Origin of the sequence: Spongiibacter sp. UBA1325, assembly GCF_002306875.1 — a bacterium.
GTDB lineage: Bacteria > Pseudomonadota > Gammaproteobacteria > Pseudomonadales > Spongiibacteraceae > Spongiibacter > Spongiibacter marinus.
This window is the reverse complement of sequence record NZ_DBTD01000006.1, coordinates 209,314-225,908: the sequence shown is the minus strand read 5'-3', so window position 1 is coordinate 225,908 and position 16,595 is coordinate 209,314. Positions and strand designations below refer to the sequence as shown.

Below are 16,595 nucleotides of genomic sequence, written 5' to 3'. Positions count from 1 at the left end.
CTCTCCCAGCTGAGCTAATCACCCCTCTCAATCGAGTGAGGCGCATTCTACAGTAATCGCTTTTCTTGTCAAACCTCTCCGATAAGTTTTTTTAAAATTTTATGAAAAAAACGCTATCCAACTGATTTCGCTTATTTTTCGTACAAAAGGAAGCTCATTAATTGTTCATTCTGCACAGCAAATGAACAATTGGATTTAGCGGCATGCTGTACAGCTTATACACAGCTGATTACCATAGCCGCCCCACTCGTTCAGCCAGAGATTAATCTGTGGAAATTTTCAAAGAATTTACTTTTGAAGCCGCTCACCGCCTACCCAACGTTCCCGAAGGACACAAATGTGCACGACTGCATGGGCACAGCTTTCTATTACGCATAGTGGTCGGCGGGGAACCTGATAGCCACACTGGCTGGATTATGGACTTCGGTGATATCAAAGCTGCCGTTAAGCCGATTATCGACCAATTGGATCACTACTATCTCAACGACATCCCCGGCCTAGAGAATCCGACAAGTGAAAACCTGGCGATCTGGATTTGGCAGAAGCTCAAGCCGCAATTACCTGCGCTACTTCGGGTCGAGATGCGTGAAACCTGCACCAGCGGTTGCAGCTATGCGGGCCCTGGCGCGCGCTGAAATGCACCATCTATGAGCATTACCGTGCGCCACACTGCAACATGGTGGCGTTTGGTAACACGTTACATAAATCAACTATTGACGTAACACTTATTCACAGTTAGAGCTGCTGTAGCAAATGTGACAAGCTTAGCGCTCAAAAGTCATACAAAAAATCACAAAAACATCACAACCCATTGTTTTTATTGACTTTTGTAATAATGGCTAAATTTTGAACAATTTGTTACAAGGCCGATTCCATCGTACCTAGCGCCACAAACTGACAACTTACCCACTAACTTATCCACAGATTATGTGGAAAACTGGTAACCTCAGTGCAAAACTTCAGGCGTTACCATAGGAAATGCGTTAGACACAATCGCGCGCCCCGAATTTATTCAACAAATTTGTTATATGGGCAGCGCATGTAAGGGTAAATACGGATAAGTCGGGGCGACGGGGGCCCCGGCGATGATAGAGGGGGGATCAGGCCATCTCGAGCACGACTTTCCCGGCAATTTCACCCCGGTCAAGGCGCTGATGAATCTCAATAATGTCATCCAAGCGTGCGCGCTCGGCGATAACCGGCTGCAACTCCCCCGCAGCCAGCATGGCAAACAAGGCGCTTACATCGGCGATAAAATCATCGGGCTGTTTCTCACGCCGGGTTTGAATATTGTAGAACCGCGTTTTCTTGCCATCGGGCAGCAACTTCCACAGCCCCAGCAATTTGGCAAAGCCAAATATCACACTGGGCACGCTCTCCTCTCCCGTTGTCAGTTGCAGGGCGCCAAAGCCCACCAGACATCCCCCTGACTTAAGGCAGCGGTATGAGCGCGACCAGTTTTTGCCGCCGATGGTGTCAAAGACCGCATCGACGCCTTCGCCACCGGTTAAACGCTTTATCTCCGCCTCAAAGTCACTGCTGCGGTAATCAATATGGGTTGCCCCAAAACGCTCAATCACCTCTTTTTTAGACGCTGAGCCCGTGCCATACATTTTTAGCCCCATATGGCGCCCCAGCTCCAATAACGCCGTGCCCACGGCACCGCCGGCAGCGTGAATAAGGCAGCTCTGCCCCTCGCGCATATTGGCCTCGCGGGTCAACATTTGGTAGGCCGTTGTATATGACAGGATCATGCACACTGCCGACGCCGCATCTAAATTAGGCGGCGCGGGCACGACCTGGCTTGCGGGAACACAGAGATACTCGGTGTAGCCGCCGATCACTGGCATATCCGCCACCGCATCGCCCACCGCAAAGTCGCTAACCCCGTCACCAACGGCATCAACAACACCAAACCAGTCGTAACCGGGTGTAAAAGGCGGCTTCTCCTTCACGCCAACGTACTGCCCTTGGCGAATAATGGTGTCTGTAAAGCCGGTGCCAGCAGCCAGCACTTTCACGCGTAATTCGCCGACGCCGGGCTCAGGGAGTGCCGTTTCTCTTTTGATGACCAGTTTCTCCGGGCCACCAAAGGCTGTTAATTCCACTCGCCGGTACATACCTTTTCTCCTGTCGCTGACACTCAAACTAAAAAGAGGCCATTCGGCCTCTTCATAAGGGCTTGCTAAACGACGCTACGTCAGTAAGCCAACCAACCAGGCCAAACCAGAAAAGAACCAGGCTTTAATATCGCGCCACCACTGTGGTTGCTCACGAAGCTCTTTATTGATATTTGCCTGTTCAAGAATATACGCGTGAACGGCGTAGGCCTGCTCCTCGTTGAGTACATCGCCAAAGCCGACCATCCCGAGCTTACTCATTACCCCATCAAGCACGATGGCATTGAAATTGTCATGAAATGCCCGAGGCAAGTGACGAAGATCAGGGATCGCGCCATTCGAAATAACTTCTGTGCCGTGGCACGCGCTGCAATAGGCGTAATAGAGTTCACGGCCTTCGTTTAATACGGCCTCGTCTTCGGTCAGTCTCGGCGGCGGCTCGTGAAGCTGCTTTTCAGGATTGTCGGGCAAGGCACCCGAAGCGCCCAGCTTAAACGTAAGCACCCGGCTCGGTGGCGGCGCATGTTCTCTTTCCAGGCCGGCAATCAAGCCGAAGGCACCGCCCCATCCGACCAAAATAGTTACGTACTGCTCACCGTCTATTTGGTAGCTGACCGGGGGCGCCATAACGCCGGTTTTCGCATCGAAGGTCCACAGTTTGTCACCGGTTTTAGCATCGACGGCAATCACCTCGCCCTCGGCAGTGCCCTGGAAGACAAGGCCGCCTGCGGTCGCCAACAATCCGCCGTTCCACGTCAATTTATGAGGTAGCTCCCACGCCGCACTTTGGGTCTTCGGATCCCACGCCAGCAGGGAGCCGCGCGTCATTTTCGTGGTCATCAGCTGCGCCAAAATTGGGTCCGGCAGCGGCGGCTGTTGCAGGGGAATACCGAGGTTCCACTGTCCCCAGCGATGCAAGTAGTCCTGCACGTCTTCGTACTGGAACAAGCTGCTGATCGCAGGGATATACACATAACCCGTCTCGGGGCTGTAGGCCATTGGCTGCCAGTTGTGCGCCCCCATTGATGAGGGACGAATCAATTCAGGGCCGTCTGGGTAGCGGGCAATGTCGGTTTCTACCGGCCGCCCTGTCGCCATATCGTAATGCGTTGCCCAATTCACATCGGCATAGGGCTCGGCAGAGAGTAATTGGCCATTCTCGCGATCAATCACGAAGAAGAAGCCATTTTTCGGCGCGTGCCAGATCACTTTACGCGTTGCGCCATCCACCTCCATATCGGCAAGCATAATGTGCTGAGTCGCCGTGTAGTCCCATGTTTCGGCAGGCGTCTCTTGGTAATGCCAGAGGTATTCACCACTGTCGGGGTCCAGGGCAACAATGGACGAGAGGTAGAGGTTGTCACCCCCTTCGGGGCTGCGAACGCGGTGATTCCAGGGGGAGCCGTTACCCACGCCAATGTAGAGCTGATCTAACTCATCGTCGTAGACAATGCTGTCCCACACGGTGCCACCACCGCCGTACTCCCACCACTTGCCCGTCCAGCTCTCGGCAGCTTTGCGCATTGCATCGTTTTCAAAGCCATCGGCGGGGTTGCCGGGAACGGTATAAAAGCGCCAGCGCAACTCACCGCTGTCGGCATCAAACGCACTGACAAATCCGCGCACGCCATATTCAGCCCCGCCGTTACCAATAAATACCAAGCCTTTCGCAACGCGAGGCGCTCCGGTAACGGTGTAGGGGTAGGCCTTGATATCGGCGCTTTGCACCTCCCAAATCACCTCGCCGCTGGCAGCGTCCAAGGCGATCAAGCGCGCATCCAGACTGCCTACGAAGACTTTACCTTCGTAAACGGCAACACCTCGGTTAACGACATCGCAGCAGGCCATTTTTGCCCATTCGCGAGGCACTTTCGGGTCGTACTTCCACAGCAGCTCGCCACTGCGCGCATCGAGCGCGTAGACCACACTCCAGTTGCCTGTTACGTACATCACGCCATCAACAATGATGGGCGTTGCTTCCAAGCCCCGGTTGTATTCTGTGTCAAACGACCAGGCGAGCCCGAGATCGCTGACATTGTCGCGGTTAATCTGCGCAAGTTCGCTGTAGCGTTGCTCTCGGTAGTCCTTGCCGTAGCTGAGCCAGTTTTCATCAGGATTGCTGGCGATCTCGGCGGTACCCACCTCTTTGGCGGTAAGGGCAAATGCCGAGCTACCAACTACCATACTAGCGAAGGTCAGCAGTAACGCTGCCCAGCGATATCGATCTGTCATAGTGAGCCCCAGTGACTGTCGTTTATTATTGATTTATGTCGAGAATGGGGCCGTGACGCTCGCGTCTACTGCTTTTTAAGCCCGCGCATTCCCTTATAAAAATTGGCAATTTCTGCCAAGTCAGCATCGTAACCCCCGGTAGGGAAAAATGCCGGGCCCAAGCCCATTGTTTTTGTATTGCTATCCACATAGCCCAGGATCACCGGTACACCGGCGGCTTGCGCGATATGGTAAAAGCCGCCTTTCCAGCGGTTCACCGCGCTGCGTGTGCCCTCCGGAGTAATAATCAACATCATCTCGTCACGCTGACTGAATTCTTCAGCCATCTGCTCAACCATATTGTGGTTTTTGCGACGGTCGACGGCGATACCACCGAACCACTTCATAATGGCGCCGAGGGGGCCGCGGGGAAACAGGGTGTGTTTTCCCATCCAGTGGACATCCAGCCCCAGAACGAAGGCGATCACCATCATGGTTGGAAAGTCCCAGTTACTGGTATGCGGCACCGCGATCAGCACACATTTTTTGTGCTCTGGCTTTTCACCCAATATTTTCCACCCCAACAGACGCGTGGTGAGCTTGAAAAACGGCCGGAGAAAAAAGCGGATCAGCGCACTCTTGAAAATCGTATTTTTTTGCATTGATTATTATCACCGAGGCAGCATCTAAGGCGCTGCAGGTTACAGGTAGTTTACCAACAGAAGAAAGGGGAACAAGCTCGGTCGAGCAAAATCCCCCTTTCCTAAACGAATAGTAATCTTGGCTGACTAGTCTTTAAAATCTGGCGACTCGCCGTTTGCCGCGGAGATTGCCAGCATCGCGTCTTCTTGGCTGAGCATTCCCGCATTCCATGTGGCGACGTAGTTCAGGGCATCTTCGACACTGTGGTCGCGACTGTAACGGATCATTTCCTTGGTGCCCCGCACGGCCAGGGGTGACTTGCGAGCAATACTCTGCGCCAGCTCTGATACCGCCTCGATCATTTCCTCGTAGGAGTTATAGGCGGTATTGACCAGCCCGATACGCTCCGCTTCCGCCGCACCCACGTTGCGACCGCTCAGCGCCAACTCGCTAACACGGCCGGGGGAAATGAGCTTGGGAAGACGCTGCAAGGTGCCTACATCGGCAACGATGCCGATATCGATTTCCTTGATAGAGAACTGTGCATTATCAGCACAGAAGCGCATATCACAGGCGCTGACCATGTCGATACCGCCGCCGACACAGTTCCCCTGAATCGCCGCAATTACTGGCTTTCGACACAGTTCAATGGCCGTTAAATTGGCCTGTAAGGACTTGATATGGCGCCGAAACCATTCGATGCGACGACCCAGCTCGGGCTGTTTCGCCATGACCTCAGCCAAACCGGCAAACATTCCCAGATCGATACCCGCACAGAAATTCTTGCCCTCGCCGCACAATACAACAGCCCGAACGCTGCTCTCACCATCACACCACTCAAAGCACGCTTGAAGCTCGTTCCACATCGCCTCATTCATGGCGTTGGCTTTGTCGGGGCGGTTTAGCGCAACCCACGCCACATGCTGCTCCATACGCAGCGCCAGGGTTTCATATACGGGGGGTTCAACAATATTCATAGTCCAGTCCACTTCTCAACAAATTCGTTCAGCGCCACTGCGGGCAAGGGTTTGGCTGCGCCATCGCGACTGCCGACGTATAAAAATCCAATGACTTCTTCGTTTTCTTGCATACCCAGACCAGCCATAACCTGGGGGTCGAAGGCGTGGTCGCCGGTGCGCCAAATGGCCGCGTAGCCCAGCGCCTCAAGCGCCAACAAACTCGCATGTGCCGCGCAGCCAGCGGAAAGTAATTGCTCAATTTTTGGCACCTTTGGGTGCGCTTGCACGAGCGCCGATACCACCAGAATCATTGGTGCACGTAGGGGTTGGCGGCGAAAACGCTGCAAATCCGCTTCGCCAAGTGTCGGGTTTCGGCGTTTGGCAGCATCGGCGTAGAGCTCGCCAAGCCGTGCGCGCGCATCACCCTCTATCACTCTGAAGCGCCACGGCCGCAGGCGGGCGTGATCCGGGGCACGGGCCGCCGCGGCAAACACGTCGGCCATTTCGCTTTCACTCGGCGCCGGCTCAGCTAATTTGCTGGCAGAGTTTCGCTGTTGCAACAACTGTAACGCGTCCATCACTGCCCCTCTCCGACTGTCTGAGTATCAGCGAGGTTAACCGGCTCGTCAGCCCGGGATTCATAATAGGCTTTCATATTGAGGCTAATGGTACGGATGATTCCGCGAAAGGCGCCGGCCATCAGGCGACGATACAGGAGTCGCCCAAAACCTCCCCACCGCATATCAAACATGAGACTGGTCGTCAGCGCGGTTTGGCCATGTCCGGCGTCTTCGAGGCGATAGCGAAACTGGGCTTTTTTAAAGGGCGCGGCAGGCCCTTTATTCTCGCGGTGCAAGCGGATAACAAAGCCACTACCTTCACTCCACTCGGTAACGGTTTCATCCATCCAACGGCCCATTTTTTGGTGTACCCGACGGCTAGCACCGACGCCATGCCGCTGTTCACCATGGAGCTCACAGCGCAGCACACCGGGAACATAGTGATGGGCCAACGTCAGATCTTGCAGCAGCGCCCAGGCTCGATCTCTGGGCAGTTTAATCAGCACCCGAGAGCTCGCTTCGTGATTCATCTATTCTCGTCCTCTATTCTCGCATCCCTGACGGGACGAGTATTCAATCATGAATCCCGCGTTCTGTCTTGCTCGACACAAATGTACCGATATCTTGACGACATCTGGCGATAGGAGGGGTTTTTAGGGGAATGGCTGGGAGGACGATCTCAGCCCATGGCAAAGCGTTTATCGAAATCGGCCGCAAAACGGTCTATCCACTCGGCAGCAGCCTCTTCACCAGTGAGTGTGCGCCCTTCATTTTCGGCAACCTGTTGGCGATAGGCCTCAATCTGACAGACCTGTTCCACCATGCGAGCCCGGTAGGCGTCGCGACCCGAGCAGAACTCAATACCCAATTGGTATTGTTGGCCACGACGGCGACACCACACCACGCGGCCCAAGCCGGTGTAGTCAAACGACAGCGACGGCACGCGAAACCGGATATCACAACCGGGCTTTACCGGCGTTTCCACCTGGCAACACAGGCCCGCAACACTGACATCGCATGCTTGAGCAGGACAAACGCCCGGCTCTTCGATAACTTCGACATCAACCGGAATATTACTTGGGTGGCGTAAATACTCTCGCATCATGCTCCCCCTTTATCTGCCGATTTCTACACCGTCAGTTGGCCAGAAAAAAACGCACGGCAGCATCCGTAGTTGCCGGAGGGTATTTAGCCGATATCCGAGGGGTAACGATTCTTACTGCGCATCCTCACTGGCCAGCCAGGATGTGTAGGGCGATGTATTGGGCAGTTCCACGCGCTTCAGCCAGCCGGCAATGCCGATGCTATCGGCCTGTATATCCAGGTCATTAGATTCAAGCACTCCCTCGCCAAACTGGTAACGCACCGACAACTCACCGCGAAGCGCCGCCTCATCATAGGCATTCGCTTGAGCGACAGACTCTTCTCTGCGCTCGCAGTAGCCTTTCCAGGCGTGGCTGCCGTGACGCCCCCGCAATAGGCGCTCAGTAAATTGCGGCGACAACAGGCACACACTGGCGTTGTTACCACCAAAGCCTTTGGCATTAAGAATTGCCGCATCCATGCTGTCTTCTTCAAGTTCGAGGTGCGACATGGGCAAGTGCAGGTTGCTGCGCTGCACATCGTCGGCAATGTGGTCAATGGTGGTGATACCCGGCAGGATATTGTCGCGCCATATCCCCAGGCTGGAAACTAACTGATCGCCGGAGGCCGCGCCGATACTGTGACCCAGGTAGGCTTTAATCGCGGCGACAGGCCAGCGCTCAATCCCGAAGGCCTTGGCGGTTTCGTTAAGGATATGCGATTCACTCACACGGTTTTGCGGCGTGCTGGTGCCATGCGCCTGAACGAATGAGCGCGTCTTCAGCGCGTGCTCGCCAATAATCGCCCCTGCCGCTGAGGTTGCCTTGGCAACAGTGAGGTAATTCCCCACGCCCGGCGATGAAATGGACTTCTTATAGCCATCGGCATTTACAAAGACCTCGGGCACCGCGGCATGCACCTGCGCGCCCAACTCAAGGGCCAGCGCGTCGTCAAACAACACGACGAACTGACTCGCCTCAGCAATGGTAAACCCGCAGTTGCTGCTGAACGGTCGACTTGCCCTGCGGTAATCCGCTTCGCTACGCCCCGAACCGGCATCCAGCTTAAGCAAGTCAGCATCCGTGGCCAAGGCCCCCATGGTGGCGTAACCATCCATCACCCGCGGATCTATTCCCGCTTCTGCTGCCCCCACCACCGCAACGCGCACGGCACCACTGCGGATATCTTGCACGGCCTGACGCAGGTTGTAGAAAAACGTCGCACAAGCTCCCAAGCTGGGCCCAGTGCCACCGACATTCCCCAACACGTAGGCACTGACAAAATCGGCGGGCATATCGGCTAAGCCCAGTGCCAGTTGCTTGGAGCTAACGCGGCCACCGTTGGCACGCGCGGCCAGCAGACCGCCAAAGCCCGCATCATCGAGCTGCGCCATTGCCGAGCTGGCGTACACAGATATTTGGTCAGGGTGGACACTGGCGCGCACCGTATCCCAATCGACCCCCATCGACTGCAGGGCATCGGACGCCCCGAATACTGATAATTGCAAGCCCCGCGGATGGTTGCGGGCACTGTAGTAATTGCTGGGATCAAAGCCCGTTGGCAGTTGCCCCGCACTGGAAACATCCATTTTGCGATGCGTCGGCAACAGCATATCCAGTCCACCGTCGAGGGTAACCGCCACCTTACCGCCACCGATATTACGCAGCGCCCAGCCCTCAGGCACACGCTCGGGCAATTGCTTGGCGGAGGTCACAAACTCAAACTGCCCCGCTCCCCCTTCTAGGTGCAGTCGCTTGTTCCAGGCTACCTGCTCGACATCAAAAGCCGCGGACTCGATTTTGCGAATCAGGGTATGGGCCAGTATATGTTGGCGGCGTTCCGCCTCTGGCATGCGTTCATCCACGCCCATCAAGGCAGCAAGGCTTTGCAGGGTGCGCTGCTGCGCCGCCAGCGGCAGTGCATCAAGCACCAGACGGCGATAGCCGTGATGAAAAGAACTGCGCCCTGCAGGATTAACGCCGCCAAAACCAACAACCACGGGTAAATGACTCACTGACACACCACCTCAACAACACGACTCGAATTTTCAAGCCAGCAGTGTACGTAGCCAATCCCCGGCATATAGTGATAAATTGGCCATTAAATATGGCATTAACGACAACAGTGTCAACATTATGCAACGTCAACGACATATAGGCCTACTCGGCTTTAATCATGCCTTAGCCACCAGCCTCTGCCTGCCAATGGAGCTGCTGCAGTCCTGCAACCACCTATTTCTCAGCCGGCGGCAGAGCGCCCCTGCCAAACTATCGACGATTAGCCTGGAGCCCTCCCCTATCAGTGTTTCCGGGGGAATTCAGCTGGACGTCGATGAGGTATTGAGCGATGAGCGCCCGCTAAACGACTGGCCTCAGCCCGATATTTTGATTATTGCCAGCCGCTGGCGTCACCCGCTTCGCGGTGGCCCGCAGCGCCGGGATGTACAGCAATGGCTTCGCCAGCTGGCCTTGCGCGGCTGCGAAATTTGCGCCGTTGGCAACGCCAGCTACTTTCTCGCCGAGGCCGGTTTGCTCGACAACCGACCGGCGACCACACACTGGCACTATTTCGACGACTTCGAGCAACGCTACCCCAATATTCAAATGCAGCGCGACCACTTAATCACCCAGGCTGGCTCGCTGTACTGCACCGGCAGCGTGAATAGCGCCGCCGACCTGATTATCCACCTCATCGATCGACACTGGGGGCCGGAGATTGCACAGCGGGCAACACAGCAATTTTCGCCAGAAAGCCGCCAGCCCTTCGCCAACCAGGCCTACCGGGGCGAACACAGCGCACGCCACGGCGACGAAGTGATCGCCCTGGCTCAAAGCTGGATGCATCGACACCTCGCCGACACGATCAACATGAAAGAACTGGCTGAGCGCAGCGGGCTAAGTCAGCGCAGTTTTCAGCGCCGCTTTCACCACGCCTGTGGTCAGTCACCCCTGCAGTACCTGCAGCGCCTTAGGCTGGATGCCGCGCGAGAATTACTCAAGAATACCAACTTGGCTATCGAGGACATCAGCCCGCTGTGCGGCTATAGCGACGTCAGTTACTTTGGCAAACTATTCAGGCAGTACTATTCCATGACCCCGGGGCAGTTTCGCCGCAGCGTGCGACGCAAGCTCTTTGCCATCGATAGCGGCAACTGAATACTCATCAACACAGAGCAGAACAACACTGGCGACGCCCTCTATCAAGCGTCATAATCGCGATCCATTGAACCGCCGAGGAAATACCATGCCCGCTATTGGACGCATGAACACACTCACCGTCAGCCGTATTACCAGTGCCGGCACCTATCTGGACGGCGGCCAACTCGGCGATATTTTTCTCAATGCCCGCCAAAGCCCGCAGGACTGTAGCGTTGGCGACGCATTGGAGGTTTTCGTGCTGCACGACAACGACGGCAGCTTGATCGCCTCCCTACAACGCCCCGAGCTGTTGTGCAATGAAGTGGGACTGCTGCGGGTTGGCGCGATCACTACTGTGGGCGCCTTCCTCGACTGGGGGCTGAATAAGGAGCTATTGCTCCCCCACAGCGAACAGCTTGGCACCGTGCGAGAGGGTCAGGCGGTATTAGTCATGGTATACACTGACCTGCGCGGCAGACTGGTCGCCACAATGCGACTGGACAAACATATTGCCGACAGCCTGCACAGCCTCCCCGATAATGAGAAGCAGCGACTGAACAGTGGCGACCGCGTTAGCATTCACGTCGCGAACAAAACCGAGTTAGGCTATAAATGTGTCGTAAACCATTGCGTCTGGGGACTACTGTACGACAGTGAACTGAATAAGCCTCTGCGTCGCGGCGAGCGCTTATCGGGGTGGATACAGCGCGTTCGCCCGGACCAGCGCCTGGACTTAACGCTGAACAAGCCAGCCCGGGAGCGCGCGCCCGATATCGCCGAACTCATATTACGGCAGCTAGATGCCAATGACGGCTTCCTTGCGCTCGGAGACAAGAGCCCCCCCGAGGCGATCAAACGCATTTTCGGCGTCAGTAAAAAAGCCTTTAAGCAAGGCCTGAGCCGACTATATAAAGAACGAAAAATTATTATCAGCGACCGCGGAATTACCCTTAACAAGGGTGAATGAATCGCGATTGTATAGAGGGCATCCTTCCCATGCAGGACACCAGCTTTGTCGAGACCGCTACCATTCCCCTGCGCCTGAGCGCCATCGATAGCGATGGGTTTCCGGTGGTTTGCTCACTGTGGTTTTACTATCGCAATGGCTGCTTCTACTGCGCCAGCCATCGTTCATCAAAGATTATTCGGCTGCTGGAAGCCAACCCCAACTGCGGCTTTGAAGTCGCGGTGAACTCCATTCCCTATCGCGGCGTAAGGGGCAAGGCCGTTGCCGAGCTGACCAGCGACAGCCAGGGCGAAGTACTGTCGTCACTAATCGAGCGCTATCTCGGCGACAGCAACCGCGACCTGGCCAATTGGCTGCTAAGCCGCAAGGCCGATGAAGTGGCGATCTGTCTGCACCCCAAAACCTTCTCCAGCTGGGATTTCAGCGCGCGCATGACAGACTAAATCGCGAAGCGTTTTTTCTTTACCACAACGATTACTCACCGCCGCGCTTCAAGCGCTCGCCCAGGCTGGCCATCAGTACGTAAAACAACGGCACAAAAACCGTGGCCACAAAGGTGGCCATCAGCATGCCGCCGATCACACTTGTCCCCAGCGCAATACGGCTAGCGGCGCCGGCACCACTGGACAGTGCCAGCGGCAAGCAGCCCAGAGTAAAGGCCAGTGAGGTCATAACAATAGGACGAAAACGCAGGCGAACCGCTTCCATTGCGGCGTCCACAATAGCCATACCTTTGTCGCGCTGCTGCATGGCAAACTCAACAATCAAAATGGCGTTCTTACTCGCCAAGCCAATCAAACACACCATGCCAATCTGGAAGTAAATATCGTTATCCAGGCCGCGCAGCCATGCCGCAAGTACCGCCCCAAGCAAGGCAAAGGGCACCGACATTACCACCGCGGTCGGCATCAACCAGCGTTCGTACTGCGCCGACAAAATGAGAAAGACGATCACAATCGCCAAGATGAAGGCCTTGCTGGAATTACCACTCGACGACTTCTCTTGGTAAGCGCTGCCCACCCAGCCAATGTTAAAGTCCCGACCCAGCACCTCTGCAGCAACGCGCTCTAGCGCCGCAATGGCCTCACCGGAGCTGTAACCGGGTGCAGCCGACCCCAGCACTTTGGCGGCATTAAAGCCGTTGAAACGGGTGACCGCATCGGGGCCCACTACCCGCTCTACAGTTAATAGCGAGCCCAATGGAATCAAGCTGCCTTCCTGCGAGCGCACAAAGACTTTCCCCAAATCGTCCGGGGACTGCCGAAATTCCTCTTCGGACTGCAAATTCACCTGAAAGCTGCGCCCAAATAGCGTGAAGTCATTCACGTACAAACTGCCAAAGGTCGCCTGCATCGTGCTGAACACGTCGGCAACAGGAACACCCAGACTCATGGCTTTTTCCCGGTCTAGCGTCAGCTTGTACTGCGGTGTATCCATTTGGAATGTGCTGTATACGCGGCTCAACTCCGGCTGCTGGTTCGCCGCCGCCACCAAGCGCCAAACGGCGGCGTTTAAGTCTTGCAGGCTGCCGTCGCCCCGATTTTGCAGGTAAAACTCAAAGCCCCCTGTGCTGCTCAAGCCGATAATGGGCGGCGGGTTGAACGCCATCATTCGCCCGTCGAGCAGGTCCGCACCCAAAGCAGGTATCGCGCGGGCTTGCGAAATAGAGTCCATGCCCGGTTGCTCGCGCTCGGACCAGTCATCAAACATTATGAAAGACGCTGCAGCATTCGTCTTCAGCGTGGAGGCGAGAATATCGAAGCCGGAGAAGGTCATGATGGACTTGACCCCCGGCTGATCCAGAACGCGCGTAGCCATCGCGTCTGCAACCGCACTGGTGCGCGACAGGGAAGCCGCTGGAGGAGTGCTGTAGGCCATCATCACATAGCCCTGATCTTCGGCGGGCACCAAGCCCGCTGGCATACGCGAGAAGACCAACAATGTGACCGCCACAAGCAGGACAAACAGGCCAGACGCCCGCCAGCGATGACGCAGAAAACTGGCGGTAATACGAATATATAGCTCACGCAGCCAGTCAAAGGCTCGCTCAAACCCGGCAAGGAAGCCGTGGCGCGGCTCCTCGCTGTGGGCGTGTTGCTTTAACATTAGTGCGCAAAGTGCCGGGGTCAGGGTGAGCGCCACGATCCCGGAGAGCACCACCGACACCGTGATCGCCACAGCAAACTGCCGGTACATTTCCCCCGTTAAACCGTCGACAAAAATCACCGGCAGGAACACCGCAGATAGCACTAACACGATGGCCACCAGGGGGCCGCTAACCTCTTCCATCGCCTGGCGCACAGCGTCCATGGCCGAGCATTTTTGCTCCGCCATAATACGCTCGACGTTTTCAATCACGATAATCGCGTCGTCGACAACAATACCGATGGCCAGGATCAAGCCGAACAGCGTTAGCAGGTTGATCGAGTAGCCGAGAATATACAGCCCGGCGAAGGTTCCCACGATCGATACGGGGATCGCCAACAGTGGAATAAAAGTGGCGCGCACATTTTGCAGGAACAAAAACATTACCAGGATCACCAGCAGCAATGCCTCGAAAAACGTGGCAACCACCTCCTTGATCGAATGCTCTACAAATACCGTCGCGTCAAAAGCCAGTTCTATATCCACACCATCTGGTGCGTTTTCTTTAACCTTGGCCATGACCTGTTGAGCGGCCTTGGCAGTTTCCAGGGCATTGGCACCGGGGCGAAGATACATCGCCACGGGGACCGCCGGTTCGCCGTTAAAACTGCCGCGAAAGGAGTAATCTTTCGCACCCAGCTCAACCCTGGCAATGTCCCCCAAATGCAGGCTGGCAGAATTTGGCTCGGCGCGAATAATAATGCTTTCAAACTCTTCTACCGTCGCCAGCCGTCCTTGCGTGCTCACGGCATAGGTAAAGGGTTGATCGCTGGACACTGGCTCGGCGCCAAAACTGCCCGCCGCAAAATTGGCATTTTGCTCGCGAATGGCTCTGGCGACATCTGCCGGTGTCAGACCCAACTCAGCCAGTCGGTCAGGCTGAAGCCAAATACGCATGGAATAGTCGCGCGCGCCCATCAACCGCGCACTGCCAATACCCGGCAGGCGGCGCAGCTCATCGATAACATTGAGCAGCGCATAGTTGCTTAAATAGATGGCATCGTACTGGGGCAGTTCTGACGACAGCGAAAATATCATCAGGATATCGGTCGAGCGTTTATCCACCGTAATACCCAAACGCTTTACGGCCTCGGGAAGGCGGTTTTCGGCAACCGCAACACGGTTACTTACATCAATCGCAGCCTGGTCTGGGTCGGTGCCAGTCGCGAAGGTGATATTGATACTGACCCGGCCCGCCGCAGAGGCCTGGGTATTCATGTACAACATCCCTTCCACCCCGTTCAGCTCCTGCTCCAACGGGGCGGCAACGGTCTCAGCCAGGGTTTCCGCATTCGCACCGGGATAGGCGGCGGTAACAACGATCTGTGGCGGCAGGATTTGCGGGTATAGCGAGATCGGCAACTGACCGACCGCCGTGGCGCCGGCGATCAAAATTAGCAGTGACAGAACAATCGATAATACCGGCCGTTCGATGAAAAAACGCGCGCTCATTGCACGACCTCACTGGCTGGCTGAGACAGTGCCCCCACTTTCAATCGGGCGGGTTGGTCTGCAAAGTTGGGCTTGGGGCCGTAGTTGTGGGTTAATTCTATTCGCTGAGGCGCCAGTAACGATGACGGTCGCACGCGCACCAAGCCCTCTACCACCACTTCTTCACCCGCCTTTAAGCCGGCATCGACAATGCGCCCACCGTCCACTTCCAAACCGAGTCGCACCTGTCTTACCTCGGCGCGTTGCTGCGCATTCACTACATAAACGAAGCTGCCTTTCGCATTTTGCAGCACGGCCCGTTCGGGCAACACCAGGGCATTGCGGCTGTACAAACCCTGCAATCGCACCCGTACAAATTGCCCAGGCAGCAAGCTGCCGTCTGGGTTAGCCACGGTCGCGCGAAACTGCACGGTACCCGTACGTCGATCAATGGTGCTGTCGCTAAAATCGATATGCCCCAGGTGTGGGTGCTGCTGGTTACCGGCCGTCTCTATCAGCACGGCGCGCTGGCTCTCGTCGTAACTCAACTCACCATCCTTGAGCATACGCCGCAGTAGCAGCACCATTTCATCTGGCAGGGAAATGTTTACCCACAGCGGGTCTAACTGGGTAATGGTTGTGAGCAGGCTGTTATTCGGCCCGACCAGTGAGCCCTCGGAAACCCGCTCACGACTGGTCATGCCTGATATTGGCGCCCTCACTTTGCAATAATCTACATTGATCTGCGCAGCGCGCACTTCGGCCTCTGCCAGCTGCACTGCTGCCCGGGCCTGCTCCAGCCCAGACTCGGCATCGTCCCGGTCGCGCTGGCTAATGGCGTTGCTTTGAATCAGCTCGCTGGCACGTCGCCAACGGCGCTCTGCCGACGACAAACTGGCTCGCGCGTTCGCCAGCTGAGCACGGCTACGGCTCAGCGCAACTTCAAAAGGCGCCGCATCGATCTCGTACAGTAATTGGCCCGCCTCGACCCGCGCGCCCTCGGTATAGCGCCGGTGCAATAAGATGCCCTCTACCCGCGCGCGAACCTGAACCTCTTTAGAGCTTTCCATGCTGCCCGGGTACTGCCCGCCAACGGGAACATCTTCAGCTTTCAGAACGACCGTTTTCACTGGCTGTGCGCGCTCCTCTGGCGCTGGCGGCGGCGTTTGATCGCACGCAGCAACAAGCAACAGCGTTGTTACGGCAACCAGCACGTGGCGAAAATGGCGTGAATTTCCGATGCTGAGCAGCGGCGCATAAGCGTTCATAGGGGGGGACTTCCGAGCCAATCAATCAGGCCGGGTACTTTACATACATGCGTGCACGTATGTAAAGTACCC

General features: G+C 56.1%; 14 protein-coding genes. 4 read left to right on the top strand and 10 right to left on the bottom strand.

The genetic code is table 11. The features are described from left to right. Positions 1 to 269: 269 nt before the first annotated feature. Complete coding sequence (gene queD, locus B3K78_RS06860; protein ID WP_286694850.1) at positions 270 to 635, top strand: 6-carboxytetrahydropterin synthase QueD; 366 nt, start codon at positions 270 to 272, stop codon at positions 633 to 635. Positions 636 to 1,100: 465 nt separating this feature from the next. Here queD and B3K78_RS06855 read toward each other — a convergent pair whose 3' ends face one another. The 8 genes from B3K78_RS06855 to B3K78_RS06820 all read right to left on the bottom strand — a co-directional run bounded on the left by B3K78_RS06855 (position 1,101) and on the right by B3K78_RS06820 (position 9,589). After that, positions 1,101 to 2,120, bottom strand: a complete 1,020-nt coding sequence (locus tag B3K78_RS06855; protein ID WP_286694849.1) for a medium chain dehydrogenase/reductase family protein — start codon at positions 2,118 to 2,120, stop codon at positions 1,101 to 1,103. Between the two features lie 75 nt (positions 2,121 to 2,195). Continuing rightward, positions 2,196 to 4,352 (bottom strand): PQQ-dependent dehydrogenase, methanol/ethanol family, encoded by a 2,157-nt coding sequence (locus B3K78_RS06850; RefSeq protein WP_286694848.1) that lies wholly within the window; start codon positions 4,350 to 4,352, stop codon positions 2,196 to 2,198. A gap of 65 nt (positions 4,353 to 4,417) precedes the next feature. Further along, entirely contained in the window at positions 4,418 to 4,993 is a 576-nt protein-coding gene (locus tag B3K78_RS06845) for a lysophospholipid acyltransferase family protein (protein WP_286694847.1), read from the bottom strand. A gap of 126 nt (positions 4,994 to 5,119) precedes the next feature. Then, the gene (locus B3K78_RS06840; protein ID WP_286694846.1) at positions 5,120 to 5,950 is read right to left on the bottom strand and encodes a crotonase/enoyl-CoA hydratase family protein; all 831 of its coding nucleotides are present in this window, start codon (positions 5,948 to 5,950) and stop codon (positions 5,120 to 5,122) included. Next, positions 5,947 to 6,510 (bottom strand): nitroreductase family protein, encoded by a 564-nt coding sequence (locus B3K78_RS06835; protein ID WP_286695036.1) that lies wholly within the window; start codon positions 6,508 to 6,510, stop codon positions 5,947 to 5,949. The genes B3K78_RS06840 and B3K78_RS06835 overlap by 4 nt, the downstream gene beginning before the upstream one ends. Then, positions 6,510 to 7,022 carry an SRPBCC family protein gene (locus B3K78_RS06830; protein WP_286694845.1) on the bottom strand — a complete coding sequence of 171 codons (513 nt, stop codon included), beginning with the start codon at positions 7,020 to 7,022 and terminating at the stop codon, positions 6,510 to 6,512. The genes B3K78_RS06835 and B3K78_RS06830 overlap by 1 nt, the downstream gene beginning before the upstream one ends. A gap of 149 nt (positions 7,023 to 7,171) precedes the next feature. After that, positions 7,172 to 7,594 (bottom strand): PilZ domain-containing protein, encoded by a 423-nt coding sequence (locus B3K78_RS06825; protein WP_286694844.1) that lies wholly within the window; start codon positions 7,592 to 7,594, stop codon positions 7,172 to 7,174. 114 nt (positions 7,595 to 7,708) lie between these two features. Then, entirely contained in the window at positions 7,709 to 9,589 is a 1,881-nt protein-coding gene (locus tag B3K78_RS06820) for a beta-ketoacyl synthase (protein ID WP_286694843.1), read from the bottom strand. A 121-nt stretch (positions 9,590 to 9,710) separates the two neighbouring features. Between B3K78_RS06820 and B3K78_RS06815 the strand changes: the two genes are divergently transcribed. From B3K78_RS06815 to B3K78_RS06805, 3 genes are all read left to right on the top strand, one after another. Continuing rightward, positions 9,711 to 10,730 carry a GlxA family transcriptional regulator gene (locus B3K78_RS06815; RefSeq protein ID WP_286694842.1) on the top strand — a complete coding sequence of 340 codons (1,020 nt, stop codon included), beginning with the start codon at positions 9,711 to 9,713 and terminating at the stop codon, positions 10,728 to 10,730. An 88-nt stretch (positions 10,731 to 10,818) separates the two neighbouring features. After that, complete coding sequence (locus B3K78_RS06810) at positions 10,819 to 11,679, top strand: CvfB family protein (protein ID WP_286694841.1); 861 nt, start codon at positions 10,819 to 10,821, stop codon at positions 11,677 to 11,679. Continuing rightward, entirely contained in the window at positions 11,676 to 12,122 is a 447-nt protein-coding gene (locus B3K78_RS06805) for a pyridoxamine 5'-phosphate oxidase family protein (RefSeq protein WP_286694840.1), read from the top strand. Before B3K78_RS06810 ends, B3K78_RS06805 begins: the two co-directional genes overlap by 4 nt. A gap of 31 nt (positions 12,123 to 12,153) precedes the next feature. On the opposite strand, the gene B3K78_RS06800 is transcribed toward B3K78_RS06805, so the two are convergent. Then, positions 12,154 to 15,276, bottom strand: a complete 3,123-nt coding sequence (locus tag B3K78_RS06800; RefSeq protein ID WP_286694839.1) for an efflux RND transporter permease subunit — start codon at positions 15,274 to 15,276, stop codon at positions 12,154 to 12,156. Continuing rightward, positions 15,273 to 16,523: an efflux RND transporter periplasmic adaptor subunit gene (locus tag B3K78_RS06795; protein WP_286694838.1), complete on the bottom strand. Its 1,251-nt coding sequence runs from the start codon at positions 16,521 to 16,523 to the stop codon at positions 15,273 to 15,275. The genes B3K78_RS06800 and B3K78_RS06795 overlap by 4 nt, the downstream gene beginning before the upstream one ends. Positions 16,524 to 16,595: the final 72 nt, after the last annotated feature.